The sequence below is a fragment of the Enterobacter wuhouensis genome (assembly GCF_004331265.1).
GTDB classification, from domain to species: domain Bacteria; phylum Pseudomonadota; class Gammaproteobacteria; order Enterobacterales; family Enterobacteriaceae; genus Enterobacter; species Enterobacter wuhouensis.
In genome coordinates this window covers 355,173-371,299 of sequence record NZ_SJOO01000004.1, presented here as the reverse complement: position 1 = coordinate 371,299, position 16,127 = coordinate 355,173, and the positions used below count along the sequence as shown (strand labels likewise).

The 16,127-nt window shown below is 46.6% G+C and carries 10 protein-coding genes; 5 read left to right on the top strand and 5 right to left on the bottom strand.

The genetic code is table 11. The features are described 5' to 3' along the window. The first annotated feature begins 34 nt into the window (after window positions 1–34). The 3 genes from E0L20_RS11840 to E0L20_RS11830 are packed head-to-tail and all read left to right on the top strand — an operon-like array spanning window position 35 to window position 5,959. Window positions 35–1,417 (top strand): hypothetical protein, encoded by a 1,383-nt coding sequence (locus E0L20_RS11840; protein ID WP_022650300.1) that lies wholly within the window; start codon window positions 35–37, stop codon window positions 1,415–1,417. Next, window positions 1,414–3,315, top strand: a complete 1,902-nt coding sequence (locus E0L20_RS11835) for a phospholipase D-like domain-containing protein (protein WP_022650301.1) — start codon at window positions 1,414–1,416, stop codon at window positions 3,313–3,315. Before E0L20_RS11840 ends, E0L20_RS11835 begins: the two co-directional genes overlap by 4 nt. Beyond that, window positions 3,305–5,959, top strand: a complete 2,655-nt coding sequence (locus E0L20_RS11830; RefSeq protein WP_022650302.1) for a DEAD/DEAH box helicase family protein — start codon at window positions 3,305–3,307, stop codon at window positions 5,957–5,959. Before E0L20_RS11835 ends, E0L20_RS11830 begins: the two co-directional genes overlap by 11 nt. A gap of 423 nt (window positions 5,960–6,382) precedes the next feature. Here E0L20_RS11830 and E0L20_RS11825 read toward each other — a convergent pair whose 3' ends face one another. From E0L20_RS11825 to E0L20_RS11810, 4 genes are all read right to left on the bottom strand, one after another. Beyond that, window positions 6,383–6,955, bottom strand: coding sequence for a YagK/YfjJ domain-containing protein (locus E0L20_RS11825; RefSeq protein ID WP_032645919.1), 573 nt, complete (start codon window positions 6,953–6,955; stop codon window positions 6,383–6,385). 170 nt (window positions 6,956–7,125) lie between these two features. After that, window positions 7,126–7,749 (bottom strand): hypothetical protein, encoded by a 624-nt coding sequence (locus E0L20_RS11820; protein WP_022650304.1) that lies wholly within the window; start codon window positions 7,747–7,749, stop codon window positions 7,126–7,128. 95 nt (window positions 7,750–7,844) lie between these two features. Then, window positions 7,845–8,051: a helix-turn-helix transcriptional regulator gene (locus E0L20_RS11815; protein ID WP_022650305.1), complete on the bottom strand. Its 207-nt coding sequence runs from the start codon at window positions 8,049–8,051 to the stop codon at window positions 7,845–7,847. Window positions 8,052–8,158: 107 nt separating this feature from the next. Continuing rightward, entirely contained in the window at window positions 8,159–8,737 is a 579-nt protein-coding gene (locus E0L20_RS11810) for a YagK/YfjJ domain-containing protein (protein WP_022650306.1), read from the bottom strand. 415 nt (window positions 8,738–9,152) lie between these two features. Here E0L20_RS11810 and E0L20_RS11805 point away from each other — a divergent pair, with 415 nt between their 5' ends. Together E0L20_RS11805 and E0L20_RS11800 are read left to right on the top strand one after the other, a co-directional pair. Then, window positions 9,153–10,070 (top strand): hypothetical protein, encoded by a 918-nt coding sequence (locus tag E0L20_RS11805; protein ID WP_022650307.1) that lies wholly within the window; start codon window positions 9,153–9,155, stop codon window positions 10,068–10,070. A gap of 341 nt (window positions 10,071–10,411) precedes the next feature. After that, a complete protein-coding gene (locus tag E0L20_RS11800; RefSeq protein WP_032645920.1) occupies window positions 10,412–11,995 on the top strand; it encodes a P-loop ATPase, Sll1717 family in 1,584 nt (527 codons plus the stop codon). Between the two features lie 410 nt (window positions 11,996–12,405). Here the strand turns inward: E0L20_RS11800 and E0L20_RS11795 are convergent, their stop codons facing one another. After that, window positions 12,406–16,035, bottom strand: a complete 3,630-nt coding sequence (locus tag E0L20_RS11795; RefSeq protein WP_131634118.1) for a DEAD/DEAH box helicase — start codon at window positions 16,033–16,035, stop codon at window positions 12,406–12,408. Window positions 16,036–16,127 lie beyond the last annotated feature (92 nt).

The following is a 16,127-nucleotide window of genomic DNA, read 5'->3' as shown; positions in this document are numbered from 1 at the left end:
TAGCCCTGTGGGCATAAGCGACTGACGCAACGAAATGTACATCGAGAAATTTCTGACTGAATACGATGACTCGCTAACGGGTGAGTTGAATGTGGATCCGCTTGGGCAATTAGTCATCTGGTCGTCCTGGGGGCAGGACATCTTTCATAGCCGTATTACTTCTATCGCAAATGATGTACGGCAATATACGCTGAATCTGCTGCATCACAGCGTATTGCGCCAGATACTGGTCGATGAAAAGCTGCAAACTTCAGGCGTGATGAAAGGTCTGTATCCCAAAAAGCAATTACATGAGTTTAGAGTTGCCTGTCTGATCCATTTGGAAAATATTTATATCTACTCCATGCTGGCGGCTGAAAAAAGAGGTGTCACTCTCACTGGTGTGCAGGGTATTAATAAAGCCAGATCTAAATGGAACGCTGCAAATAAAAATCCTCAGATACTTTTTGGTCATGAGAAAAGTAGTGAGTTACTGACTAATCAGATCGCTCTTGGTACCAATGGGCGCTATAAATCGCCAATGATGAAAATGCATTTTTTCTCTACTGATTATCGCTATGATCTGCCGGAAAGCAAGCCAGTGTGGCAGGCAGCAGAGGCATTTATTCGGAATGTACCAGAGCTGAAAAAATTACATGCAGCGGCATTGACTTACATGCAATTGAAAATGCAGGCCTCACATAAGCGCGACCTCAACCCATTTTTCGAAGATATTCCTGTCGGCCTAAAAAAGGCGTATGTAAAGGCATTCCGCGACCCGAAAATGGTCGGGGATTATTCGCGAATATTCTGGCTACAAAGAACGGGGTTAGATAAATATGCAGCGGGTGCTATTTATCGGGTACTCAAGCAGGAACGTTTGGACGAGTTAGAGCTTACAGATGCTGAAGTTTTCAAACGTGCCATGCATCAGGCGAAAAGTATGCCTGAAATGAATGAAAGTGACCTCAGGGAGTTACAACATATCAGTCAGGCGGAGCCATTTTTATCCCTGATCGACCTGATGTTTTCAGGCTTACGCCGACAGAGTAGTCAGACTTTGGCAGAATTTCGTCAATTCTGGCAGTCGCGCGGTCTTACGGAACTTGATCTGCCACAAAAGGCGGCTCAACTTCTGGAAAATGATGTGCTCCTTTCCTCGCTTTCCGGTACGCCCGCCAGACGTTTTCAGCAACTATTAGCACTGGCCTGTATGCCGTCGCTGGAAGATCAGGTTCGAGGCTTGCTGGATTATCATCACAAGATAATGGAGTCAAGGGGGCAGTTCCCGTGGCTCCTGCTTGAAGGTGATGATATTTTGCTGCAGGTACCACCATGTTCGCTACGCGAAGATCGTCAGAATAGCGACTGGGTAAACCGTTATTATCTACCACAGTTCAGACATTTGCTGAACGGTTTATGGGGGCATTCTGCATGAAGCTGTTAGATGTCTTCAAAAAGCAAATTGCTGATATGGGTATGTTGAAACGTGTCTGGCTCACCACCTTTAATCTGGATATCTCTTTTGTTGAAACGTGGGTACTTCCTGCTGTGTTGGGTATGGACCCGCCCGTTAGTCGTATGGATTACGAAGGTCTGCAGCGTGCGCTGAATGAGAGTGGTATTGATTTCCGCATCTACTGCGATCCGCGCATGATTGCGAAAGAAAAGCCGAAACGTACCTCCATTGCGGTATATCCGGTGTCGGTGCGTAAGCTGGCTCAAAGCGAAGAGTCTTATCTGGATAAAGAGCGCGGGCTGTTTCACCCAAAAGTATTTTATCTCGAAGATCACTACAGAAAGATTATTGTGGGTGCGGGCAGTGCCAACCTTACGCTTAGTGGGTGGGGGCGAAATCAAGAAACTGTGGATTTTCGTTGTGTTGCAAGTAATGCCCAATACCAGCAGGTAAAACGATTTTTTACCACAATTGATAACAGTCTGAATGATGAAGAATTTTTCCCAACCCGTCGCAAGTTTCTCGGTGATGATCCTGATTGGTCATTTATTCACAGTCTGGCTGGTTGCACACTGCTAGATGCATTAAAAAACGGCGGTGAGATTCATACACTCAGTGTTTGGTCGCCTTATCTTGCTGAGGATTTAGCAGGGTTTATCGACAATATTGGGCATGAAGTGCTCGTAGAACTGGTTCCGGATTTGGTTGAGGGACGTTATATCCGCACTCGATGGAGTGACAGTATTCAGGCAATGATTACAAATAAAAAGCTTACCGTGTATCGCTCTCCAGTGCCCAAGGACGATAGGGCATTGATGACCCACGCCAAGCTCTGGCTGGCGAAAAGCAATACCGGTACGCAACTTGCCGTGGGGTCCTGGAATTTCACCAACCCGGGTTGCAGCAGCTTACCTGAGGCAAACTGGAATGTAGAAGCGGGAATTGTGCATCCGGTCTCTCGTAACATCACGATTTGCGGCAAAGAATGGGATGATGTTAATGAAGAGAATTTCGCCAGTGAAGCATTGTTGGAGGAAGAAGCGCTGGAGCCTGATGAACTTCAACCTTTCGATCTGAGCGTTATTTTTGACTGGACTCGATGTGAGTATCAGATTTCCGGGCAATGGTTCGGTGGTAAGCCTGCGTCAGGTTATCAACTGATATTGCCCGGTATCAACGGGGCAAATGAATTGGTATGGAAAGCTACCGGTATAGGTCTGAAATCGCCCCGGCAATTGACGGTATTAAATAGCAATGCCGTATTGGATAACCCCTTTTATACCCTTCGTAGAACAGGAATAACCGACTGGCAGGGCATGATCGTTGAAAGCGGTATTGAAAACCGGCGTGCGTTGAGCTTTAAGTCGCTAGATGACTTACTTAACAGCTATCTGAATTCAGCGGATCCCGCATTGAGTGATCGCCTTATGCTGCGCTGTGCTGGAGCGCAGGATGAAGAGCAAAGTGAGGGGATGGCGCAAGTCATGAATTTAGATGCCACTAGCTATTTCCGCCTCTTTCAGGCTATCCAACAACGGCGCAACTGGCTAGCAGACGCGGACGATGGCACTCATCTATATCGTCGTTTGTTCAGTGAACCAGGTTGCTTACAGGAATTGGCTGAAATAGCCAGGGAGCGTATAAATCAACCGACTCAGCTAGTATTTAACTGGTTTCTGGCCCAAGAAGTTAACACTCTGGCCGCTCTGGCAAGAAAGCGTGTTAAAAGCATACGTCACAAACAAGGGGCTGAAGCCATATCTGTGGCTGTGCACTTGTGGGAGTCTCTACAGGTTGCAATTCCCCCCCTAACTAGCGATGCCACTAGCCTACGTTATCTCGCTGCTATCATGGAAGACTGTAGTTATGGCGAATAAGTTAAAACAGATCATTACCCCGGTTGAGGTTTCAGCCGTGATGAATTTCGATGCGACTGATACGCACTGGCAGTATCAATCCGGTGCTTCCAGCATGGCGGCGAAGCAGGCAGAGGGGGTGGCTGGGTTGTGGAATTTGCTGAATAAACAACGACTGGCACTCCTTGCTGATGAAGTCGGCATGGGGAAAACTTATCAGGCGATGGGAGTAATGTTGTTGTTATGGCAGGCAAAACCTGATGCACGCATTCTGGTTATGGCACCTAACAGGACGCTCTGTGATAACTGGGAGAGAGAATTTAGCATTTTCACAGAGATACACTATCGGGCTGAACATAATGCCTTTACCACTTTAGAGGGTAAGACAAAATATGCCCCACAAATTTATGGCAGACTGGCGGAGCTGGCGGCCGCTGTGGAGAAAAAATCTCACCATTTTTACCTTACTACTATCCATTCACTAAGCGGTCTGGTCCCTCCAGATGAAAAAAAAGATGCTTTAAATGCTGCCGCGTCTTATGGCGTGTTATATCGTCAGCAGATTAAGCAAGCTCTTGGAAAAGGAGGGTTTGACTTAATTATAATCGATGAGGCTCATTACTTTCGTAATCGAAGCGGATCACAGCGTGCCGCCGCCGCTCAGGCCTTCTTTGGTGATGCGCAGGACCGGCTGGGGAGCAATGTACTGTTGTTGACGGCAACTCCAAATCACTCAGCATCGCGAAATGTTTATGACATATTTAGCTACTTCAGTGACATGCCAAAACGTTATGCAGAGGATGATGTCCGTGCGCTGATGAATGATTTTGCCATCCGCCGACTGCGCAAAATGCAGGGCAGAGAGAGCAGCCACAGCAAATATGAATATCGTCATGAGCGCGCTAGCATTTCCAGTTTTACTAATAAGATGGATGCTGAGTTGTTTTTTGCTCTATATCAGAAACAACTCGTAGTTCAACTGGACAAAGAGAAAAAGGCAGGTGGCGGCAGGCGCATGCTATATGGCTATCTTGAAGGGTTTGAATCAACGGGCAGTACCGCAAGTGAGCGGGATAATAGTAGTGATGAAGAGGGGCAAATCCATAATGACTTCAACCACGCGCCGGATTCTGCTCTGCTCAATAGCTTGACCCGGCAGTTTCACGATATCTATAACCGCTTTCCAGATCATCCCAAATACGACACTCTGGTAGAGGCCTGCTTTACCAGTGATCCGTTCAAGCAGTCTCAGCCGCTACATTGTAGTAAGCATTTGGTTTTTGTTCGTCGAATACCATCTGTACGCGAAATTACTCAGCGCATCAACGCACGTTATGATGAAATAATGGCTGAGCGATTGATGAATGTCTGGCAGCTACCTGCAAAGGCGCTGGCAGAATGGCGAGAGTCGGGTTGGTCCCGAGATATTTTTGTTAAGCTTTTATCGGAAAAATCCAATGAAAAGTCCGATTTTGATGAGCATATGCTGGAGGACGGGGAGACAGATGAGCCTGAAACGGATAACGAGCTAAAGCTTTCAAGTAAAATTGCCGAGCTATTTGTTATGAAGAAAACGGGCCTGCGCAGTACCGACTGCGCCAACGTTAGTTTGCGTTTCCGTCGCCCTGAAAGCCTCTTTTCATTATTTCTTGAGCCTGCATTGGATGGTACGACCGGGACCTATCATTATCATTACCGCAAAGAGTCTGGTGAACGTCAACGTGACAGCTATGGTGATGCCGCGAGAGATGCCCGGCTGCAGCAGTCGACAACAGCTCAGAAAATCAAATATATCACTGCTTTGCCCACAGCTTGGGGATTGATGTTTCATGAGCTGCCGCGGCCAGCAAAAGAGCAATTGATTAAGTGGCGTGACCAGCCTAACGGTATGGCAATTATTGAGAACTTTGCCAACTATCTTCGCACGGGTTACCTGTTTGCCAGCCCTGTGATCATTGAGCTCTATTGCTGGTTTACAGAGTTCAACCGTCGACCTCAAACAGGTGAGGTCCAGCAGCGATATCAGCATTTTGTAGAATGGGTCACCCCAAAATTGAATGGATCACTGATGCTACGTTATTTTGTGGCTGCCATTGAAACTTTCGAAACGCTATGTGTGAAAATTGTTGGCCAGAAACTAGATAATACTCAATATACTTGGCGCGAGTTCACTAGCTTGAGTAGTCCAAGTTGGTATGCCAGCGGGCAGTCAAAAAATCGCGAACGTTTAATTCGTGGATTTAATTCACCTTTCTTCCCTAATGTGCTGGTAGCAACCTCTGTGTTGCAGGAAGGCGTGAATCTTCATCTTCAATGCAATCAAGTTCATCATTATGGCATCGCCTGGACTCCTGGTGATAACGAGCAGAGGAATGGACGGGTTGATCGCCTCTTTGGTCGAATCAATACAATGCTTCAAGTCCAGGGGGCGGCTGAGATGATTATCAATTATCCCTACCTTGCAGGTACCTTCGACCAGGATCAGTTGGCATCATTTATACGCCATAAACACAGTGTTGAAGAGAAGTTAGATAGTTGCGAGCTGGAGGATTTTGACAGCGAAATTGATATTCAGGAGGATCCTCAAGGTTGGCAAAAATGGCTACGGCATCCTTGTAAGGATAAAGATAAAGAAGATCCTTACCCAGCCAAGTTTGATCAGTAGTGTTTATCATTTATGCGGTAATAATATATCAGGTGGTTACGAGCAGTTTTTTGCAGGAAACTATTTTAAATAGAAACTAGGGTCACAACACCACAGGTCAGGCAGTATTTTTTTTCATCGCAATCATTTTTACATAAAACGCAGTGCCAGAAAAAAACAGTGGTGCAGATACCAGCTCTGCCAGCATAAATCTCAGTTTTCTTTGTCGGCAATCATCCTGACCCTGAGGGGGCCAGAGCGTTATCGTCGAAAGCAATCAAGGAGTTGGCAAACATAGTATTGGTTCCTGCCAGACAATTCGCAGGTCTAACCGTCCCAGCAAGACTGACAGACACCGTGCGGTTGGATGGTTTAAAGGTGTTATGAGGGTGGGAGTAGTGTGGTTCTCACACGATGAGATGCTGGCGTAAAAAATTGCCTTACTTAGAAGACATTCTTACGTGGCCGTCTGCTTGAATGTCGTTCGGGGACCTCATTGCAACCGAACAGTAACAGCCCATGTTTCTGCTGGGTTTTGGTCATATACGCCAGTACCTGTCGGATGTTGGTGATACTGTCCGGATCGCTGTAACGTACCGGAATGTAGATGTTGGCCTCGTAATGCTCTTTAAACTCACATCTGTGATACCAGCCTTCCCGGTCAGTGATATCGCTCCAGTACAAACCGGCTTGCTGCGCCCAGGGATAGGTATTCTGAGTTTTACTACCATCCAGCCAGAACACGACATGAGCATGGTAGTGGTGGTCTTCTGTCCATTCGATAACCCAGAAGAAACCGACCACCGCTTCGAGTTGCATCATACGGTTCATCAGCTTTCGGATATCCCATTCAAGCTGCCGGTGATCCCGCAGGAAAAACTTAGCGATATGATCCTGGTAAAACAGATCTGTTCGGAGTGCCCGCAGGCAGGAGTAGCGTTCAACCATATTGTCGATATGATTGTTCAGGAGTGACTGTAAAAACAAGTCTGGCTCCCATTGTTGTTTGTTGTGCATAGGATGATTTTCTTTAGTGCTGGCGAGGGCCAGTCAGTGGAATGCACCAGGTCTTCAGGAAGGGCCATGGCAGAGGGAGTTGCATGGATTAGGGGGGGGATGGTTGTAAAAAGGGAGTGCCTATTAATTATATTAATTAACCTAAATTAATTTTCACTCCCCAATAACCCTCAAATTCTTTGCATGACTATGGATGAAGCCTGATTAAGTGGTTCCGCTGTCGTCCGCCATGCAAAGCAGACATACTCGTCCATCAGACTGGTCAGTGCAGGGTTTTCAGCCTGCCGGTCATTGATCCAGATATCCATCTCCTTGTCTTTTTTGAACCTGAGGTTGCCGGTCCAGTCATCAAGGCAATTACCCAACATCAAATCGTACCAGCACAGCCAGACCAGTTTCAGACGCAGCTCACTACCGCTGAACTGGCGGAACAAACTGATGAGCTTATTTGCCAGAGGACGCTGTTTTAAACGTACGCACTCAGACAGCAAAATCCCCTCCAGCATGGGATGGTGAGCCAGCAGATGCTCCTGAGTAAATAAACTGACGCTCAGGTCATCATTAACAGTCAGTGGAGCTGCTGCTCTGCCATAAATAATCCGGTGCAGGCACTGGGGGACAATAGCAATAACCTCTTCCTCTCCCGGAAACTTAAGGCTGCTAACCGTCAGGGTATGATGGTGGTAGATATTCTGGTGACACATACCCGATCTGATCGTCAGCTTCGTAAAATCGGTCAACCAGACCTGATAATATCTATAAAGTTCTTCGTAACGAGGCTTGTAATCTTTCATGGTTCATATTCCTTCTGGCTTAAATGACAGACAGCAGAAAACCTCCGAACGAGTCGGATAGTTATTTTCTTGCCGGGGGTTAGGTCAGAGTGGTGTTATTTACGGGACTGGTTAATACGTTCCTGAAGCCAGTTTTCTACTTCGCTCTTTAACCAGCGAGAACTGCGCCCCAGTTTGACTGGTTTGGGGAAGGCACCATCTTGAATCAGCTTATAAAACCATTTATCTGTAAGCCCCGTTAGCTTCGTGATGAACCGCATATCCACCAGTTGGTCATCGAGCAAAGAAATTTGTTCTGTCATGATGCTGTCTTCCAGTATGAGATTATCCTGAGCTGGTGGGTGATTGCTCGTTACCACCAGCCCTTCCACATCAATGGATTGATACGTAAAAAAGTGCAGAACGCGAGTTACACTGTGCGAGGGCGCCCCAGTCCGCTGGGCGGCGGTATCTCACTGGCTCCGTAGTAATAGTGACCGTGCTTTTGTTCTTCTTTGGCAAGGTAACTGATGATGTAGCGCAGGTTATCGATGGCTTCGGTATCACCGTAGTTCACTGGCTTATCAATACTGACGTCATAAGTGGACTTGTATTCGCAGCGGTTGTAATACCCTTCTCGTTGCGTTATTTCCCGCCATATTGTTCCGATTCTCTCAGCTATTGGGTAGGTAGCCTGATTAAGGTGCCTGTCGAGATAGAACACGATATGGGCATGGCATCCGTGGTCTACAGAGTTCTCGAGTACCCAGAAATACCCTGCCAGATTTGTGTGCTGCAGAGTGCGTTCAACCAGCATGCGTACTTCTCGCTCAGTTTCGTTCCAGGAATGACGTTTATAGCGCTCTGTACCTTTCTGATAGAACAGGTCGAGTCTGAGTGCCTGTATTCGGGAGTATCGGTTCAGTAGCTGATTCAGGTGGTCATTGAGTAGAGACAGTAGAAACCAGTTCATCGTGTATCTGGAATTGAAAGGGTAAGGTGTGTGCATTGATTTATCCTTTGTCAGGTGGAGTACAAAGGATTGGGATGAGATGTAATTTTTAAGAGAAGCGGAGATATGGCAGATACAGGGAACTGTGTATCCAGGGGATGACAGGCAGGGTTAATGATTGGGGGAAGGCGTTGTGAACAGGGTGGTATAGAAACAGGAAGTGCCCCTTAATTATACTAAAAACCCAAATGTTCATATCAGCTGTTTAAGGATTCTAATGAGGTGAACAGAGGAGGATAGTAGAGTAAAAACTACAGTAATAATGCAGTAAAACATCAAAGTAATATCACAATAAAATCAGTAGGATATCAGTAAGAAATCAGTCATTCCTCAGCCTGTGACACGTCTCTCTCCACATAAAAGATGCTCATGCTAATCTGTGTCCGGGAGCCAGAATTAGAGGGAAGAGACGATGTTGCATTACGATATGATCCGTTACGAGATCATGTATCTAAAAATGCTGGGAGCACTTTCCAACACTGATCACTCCTTACAGTTGAGTACTTATGATTCGCCAGATCAGTTTCGACTTTTAATCTCTCAGATCCTTGAACGGCATTTCCTGGGCGATCAGGACAGAATCAAAATTGGCCGGAAAACTCTTAAAGAATGGGCTGAGCTGCTACTAATTGATAAAGATTATTTTGATTGTTTCAAAGGTACACCAAGAGCATTGTGGTTTGCTCACCATTATATTTTTGAATACCCAGTATTATCTGCAGGGCTGACGCTTGGTGGGTTGGGGAATGACGTCGGTTGTTCAGGAAGTTTTAATTCTCTTTTAATGGATAATAATATCTTCGCAAATCTTGATTTCCCTAATTTGAATATCGACTTGGACGATATCGATTGGGACCTGATAAAAAATCCACAGGCCACTACTTCGAAAAAACCGAAACGCGTTTTCTCCCGATTTTATCTGAACGCGGGAGCAAGTACCGATCTGTACAACCCCTCCCCGGTAACTGAGCGTGAACTCATCAATGGTGTGATGAGATACATTGATGAAGCTCCATGCTCACTTGGAGATAAGATCTCTTATTTCAAAAAACTGCATGAGCGCTGGCTTGAGCAATATGATTTTTTTCTGACAGATTTTGACTGGATATCACGTGAAAATGAAACTCAGTTAGTATATCTCTGGGACTATCTCAAAGGAAAAGAACGAATAGCAGGCTATCTTCGCCCATATAACACGTCTATGCGTTATGACATGATTATTGCGGCTATAGATGTGTGGAACGTCCAACCTGAAGAGAAGCTGGAGTTTATTGAGAAGATGAAACATGCCTGGCAGTCATCAAAATCTTATCGGCGATCCGCTAAATAGCGTTGTGATCCCAGTGGTTTGTTGGTCTGATTTCTCAATGTTGTGATGAATCTGAGTAGACCTGGAGTCTTCTATCTATCTCCCTCTTTGTCCCGTTACGTATAGAGCACATACTTGTGAAAGATTACCATGGCGAGGTATGGACGATTACCTGGCTATCGGCGCGTCTATCTCTGGTACCAAGCAAACAACCTGCTGGATCTGAAGGTCAGCAATGAGCGAGGAGCGGACATCATTGTTGCCGGAAACGCTAATATCCTTTGGCTAGTCCTTTAGCATTCTAGTAATAGATTTTTTTGTTTTTTAGAGTATCATCAATAACTTATCTAAAGAAAAGCCAAATGCTAACACATTATTTGGCGACGTTAATCCAAGGAAGAGTATTAGGAGCTAAAATGGTATTTAAAAGTTTTATACGCAAGGAAAAAAATGCCCTCTATATTGGTGCACCTGAAGCAGAGGCAGAATCGTTGCCAACTTCAAAAGTCAATTTGCGAGATGTTTATGAAGATCTTCACAATCTCTACGAAGAACTTTCTGACGAGAAATTTATATTGATTGGACGCAAAGGTTGCGGGAAAAGTGCATTTGCGGAATATACATATTTGTCAGCAATCGAACAACCCAATTTATTTTGTTCATTTGTTAGCCAAGATAATTTAAGTTTGGAAAGGCTCGTTCAGTTAGGCAATGAACATAACTCGGAGCATACAAAAGATCACTTATTTAAATGGCTAATTTACACTAATATCATCAAGATGTTTTTTGAGAATGAAGCTGCTGCTCAAGCAGATGGATACAAATTACTGCAAGAATTTCTCAAAAAGAATAGTGGTTACATTGACATAAATACAGGTGAAATAGTTGAGCTAATAAAGAAACATTCCTTTGAGGTCAGCATTGAGCAATTTAAGAGATTTTTCAAAGGGAAGTTTAATTCTGATATACAAATTAAAGAATCAAGGGCAGCATTCTATAAATTGATACCTCATTTGGAAAAAGTTGTTGTAGAGGTTTTGACGAGTAAGCTCAATAGAGAGAATCAAAATTCTTACGCTTTGTTTTTTGATGATTTAGATATTGACTTTGATGCCAATGATAATAACTCAACAGACACACTGATACAGCTAATCAGAACATCTAAACATGTAAATAATACCGTGTTTGCTAAAAATAATGCATCAGCGAAAGTTATAATACTGATTCGAGATGATGTGGAGCGACTTTTATCCACGCAAGCAGCTGATATATCTAAAGTTTTCTCATCTTACTCCACAAGGCTATCCTGGAGTGAGGATGACAATGCAGGAAAGTCTGATGAAAACGATCTCGCCATTAAGAAAATGATAAATAAGCGGATTGCAAATGCTTTCCGCCAAGCAAACCTACAGTTCAAAAATAAAAATACACCATGGGAAAGTCTTATAGATGATGACTTCTCTCCAAAGACAAGTTTTAAGTATGTATGCGACCACACACTAATTCGGCCACGAGATTTGATACTTTTCTTCAAACCACTTGAGTCCGGTTACTACTCGATACCATTAAATAAAACGGATGTTAATAAGTTATTGGGGCTGTATTCAGCTGAACTTGTTAAGGAGTTAAGTAACGAACTTTCGTCGTTCTATAACCCCTTTCAGATTCAAAACATTTTCGATGCTTTAAAAGACATTAGTTTGAAGTATGACTGTACTTATTCGGAAGCTGTTGAATTTATAGAAAACAATTGTGTAAACTTGTCATCTGTAAAATTACTGCAAGAGCTATATGATCGTTCCATGATTGGTTGCATTAATGGCACTAATGGTTATGCGCACTTTAAACATCGGACAAGTAAAAAAGATGCTCATGAGTATAGACTTGATCCTACAGGGCTAGTTATAGTGCATTCAGGAATAAGTATAAACCTGCGCAACCGGTAGCTTATAGTTTCCGATATCTTTACTGTAGGTTCAGACTGAATTAAGCCACTCATTGTTAGTTAAGCCTGACTTTTAACAGGCTTAACTATAAAACTAGAGATATGCTGTATAGACCATACAGAAAAGAATGTAAGCGAGTACAAGCCAAATATACAAATGCCAATATTGAAAACAATCTTTTGAATATTTTAGTTCTTATTAGTTTATATGTAAATAATTTCGATATACGAACTTTTAGATGTCGTAATGTAATTTTAAACAAGTATTGCATTCATACTTTCTTTCATAAATGTAGGTACTCATAATTCCAGTAACGCCCGCTCTTGGCACATAGCGGTCGGCTCGTTACAGAGCTAAATAAAAGATTAGTTGCGATGTGCCCTTAACAATGAGTGCCGCCTCGGAGATTGTTAGGCTGATTTCGCCAATTGCCGATGCAGGACCTGAAGGCTAGTTCCCGCCCCTGTCCATGCAGCAGCCGAGCCGACCACATACAGGTTTTGCTTGGCGCGTGAGACGGCTACATTGATTATGTTTGGTGGGCTTGCCGCCCACTGACGTGCTCTTTGCTGACTCGCTTTCGGCGCACCCAGCAACAGGATTACCGTGTCCGCCTCTCGGCCCTGGAACGTGTGGATTGTGCCTACACGATCACGGCACCATTCATCCAGCTTTACGCCGAACGTTCGCAGCAGATCAGTTTCACTGTCGAGACGCCGACGCATGTTCTGCTCTACGATCTTGAATGGTGTGATGATAAATACGTCCGGATTTGTAATGCCCGATGCTGCCAGCTCTTTGAGCATTCGCACAACCGCTTCGCCCTCGTCGGGACACCACTTCGTCTCAGCATCGCCATTGATATCCACCCAGTGAGATCTCCCCAAAGCCGAGCCTATAGATCCGGGTTTTTTAGGCCCGACAGCATGGACCATCTGCCCGGCATAGGCGATGGAGTTAGAAACATCAAACATTGGGTTCTGGCAACGCCTGTGAACGAGCAATGGCAGCCCGACTTCTCGATCACCTACGTCCATGACGAAGGTGGATTTGAAGCGCGATGCCTGATCAGCAAGGGTCTGCGTAGATGCTGCGGGGGCAGACCATTCGACTTGGTCAATGTCAAAGAACTTGCAGATTTCGGCGTTCAGCTTTTCAGGAAGTGAAACTACAGGTGGGATTTGCAACGGGTCACCTACCACAATGGAGCGCTTTGCCCGCATGATAGCTCCAACTGCTGCCTGAGGAACGGCTTGGCCCGCTTCATCTACCAGAAGCCAACCAATGCTCTCTGGTGGCAGATCCCCGAACATCGTCCGAACAGAGGCGAATGTCGTGGACACGGTCGGCACAACCACGAAAAGGCTTGACCAAAGGTCGGGGAGAAGTTCACGGTGAGCGGAAGACTGGAAGGCACCAGCTACCATGCCTGACATCAATAACCCAAGATTGTGTTGCAAGCGGCTGGCCGAAGCATCGATGAACGTTTTATGCACAGTCAGGGCAGCGGCGAAAAGATCCTCCCGCAGGCGATGAACCTCATCGGGAAGCCATGGCGCAGTGAGGTGGATAGCCTCGTGCTCGCGCTCGAAGAACCTCTCATCAACGACCCTGTCTCCCATACGGTTTCGTGCCTGTGCCTCGGTTGCCTTCAATTTCGAGACAGCCTGACATTTGCTGGAAATTTCCTGGTCGAGTTGCTGTAACAGGGACTCAGTATTGCTCCACTCAGCCCTTGCAAGCTCTAGGGCACCGTCCGTCCCCTGCGCCCGTATGACTGATTGCTGCAAGGTCGTCGAGAGCTTCTGCAGTGTCGATCTCCACGACTTCCAGGCCGCAGTCGCAAACAAACGGGAGAAGAAACCTGGACGGCAAGCAAGATGGCTGTCGAGCATGATCTTGTCCTGCTCGATCTGCGATTTTGCCTTCTCATGCTCTCGTTGGCAGGATTCAGCAGTCTTGTGTGCCTCTTCGACGGCTTCATTCAGACTCGGTCGACGCTGTTCAGCCCTTTGAAGTTCGGTGATCGCTCCCTTGAGCGCCTGGATATCCCGTCGCATCTCTTCGATGCTGGCGATTTCGGCGTCTACCGTCTCCTTAAGTTTAAGAAAGGCGGTTCGCGCTTTCAGCCAGGCCGCAGCAGCATCCGCTTCGTTGGTGCTGGGCCGCTCATTGACAACCACGCTGGGCATCACACGATCGATGGTTTCGCCAGTTCGCTCGTCCTTGATCTCACGCATGACATTTATGCCGCGAGCTGCTTTCAGGTAGGTAAGGAAACCACCGTCTTCATTCCACCAGAAACCTTGCTGAAACGCGCCTCGGTTGCTGCTCTTGCCGAGAGCAGCGGCGATCAGCCCCCAGGTTTCGACAGTGTCGGAGGGGATGTCCCCCTCGGCCTCGGCTTCGAAATAGCCGGCGCGTTTGGGATTCGCAATCAGGTCGCTGATGGACCGGAAGTAGGCGATCTGTTCATGGCGACCATTGGCTTCCTTGAGAGGAAGCTCTTTACTGACGTTTTCGACCGCTTTGTTATTGGAGGAGGCTACGACGATCTCATGGCCCCTCAAGGATGCATGTAACTTGTAGAAGTGCAGGAATGCATTGGAACCGAATGCCAGCTTCTCGCCTGTTGTGGAAAAGGCATCCTGCGGTTTGTTGAAGCCGGACATCGCCGTGGCCCGATCGAGAATGCATCCAACGACGATATCCCGGAGAAGAGTGGTCTTACCGGTTCCCGGAGGCCCATTGACGCCGATGATACCTGGAGCATCATTCAGCTCAGCACGCGCCGCATTCACGGCAGCCTGTTGAAGCAACACCAGTGGATGGCCGCCTTTCGAAGGCCAACGAGCCTGCGGCATGAGCGACGGTGCGACGAACGGCTCAACTGCGGAAATGGGCGATAGCACGTCGATTTTCTGGTCAGGTCTGCCAATTCCCATGTAGCGGCGCAAACCGGTTCCGGCTTTGCCCGTCTCGAGCAATTTGGTTGCTTCACCGAGATCTTCAAGATAGAAGGAATTCAGTAACGAAGGTTCAGGCGGCGCCTTAGCCTTGAAATGATGAAACACCTTAATCGCGAATGTGGGTGGCTCAACCAAATGCTCGGGTACACTGAACTGCGATACAAGCCATTTATAAGCGTTATGAACAACATTCAGATCGATCGGTATGGGTTCTCCATCTTTGTTGTGGTGGCGAACCATTCGATCCAGATGCTCGATAATGCGCGGCTCAACATTCGGCCAATTCCCTAAACTCCCAAGCTTAAGATCGAGAGCCGGCTTGAGTGCCCAGGCAAAACTGGACACGGCAACGCCTTTTTCCTCAAGCACATAGCCTTCTTTGTCGATCAGGATCGAGCCGATGGCCGCTTTCTTACCGTCCGGGCGTGAACGCTCCTCATCCTCGCCAAAAACCTTGACCAGCTCGTCCGTCGCCTTGTCGAGAGCGATGGAGCCGAGGACGACCTCGAAATAAAGCTTATGGCTGGGCTTGCTGCGGGCATTTGGTCCCCATGGTACACCTCGCTCCAATAGGGCAACCCTAGAGCGGTCGCCGGTTGCCATATCCTCTGGGCGTTTATAACCTTGAGGCGACAGTGCTTCGAGGGCTGTCCATGCTGCCAGTATTGCTCGCGCATCATTCGACTTACCTGTCGGAGAGAAAGATGGGAGTGGACCTAGGTCGATCTGGTCTTCGCCGAATTGCTGTTGCATGACAGGAGCTGGATTAGCCTTGGGTTGCTGTTGCACTACCGCTGCAGGCTCATCACGGGGCGGAACTTGGGAGGATTGTGTGGACGACGAGCCAGGATGACGCGCTGATGGACTGGAATCCGACATTGAGATCACGCAGTGACCACTAAGTACAGTTCGGGCTTGCTCGATTTTAGTCCTCAACGTTCGGGCCTTGGCAGTATTGCGGAAGGTCAGTTCGTTCAACAGCCGTTCAAGTTCACTAGCATTGTTCCGTGACCGCTCGAAAATTTCCTCCAGATCGAAGATTGATTTTTGCGCATACTGCCTTGTAGTCATTTTTTCTGCAACTCCAGACCCCATCAGTTGAGAGATTTTATGCTAATTAGCATGATTTCTAAAACGGTAAACTTCCGCTCCTTGCACGGAGC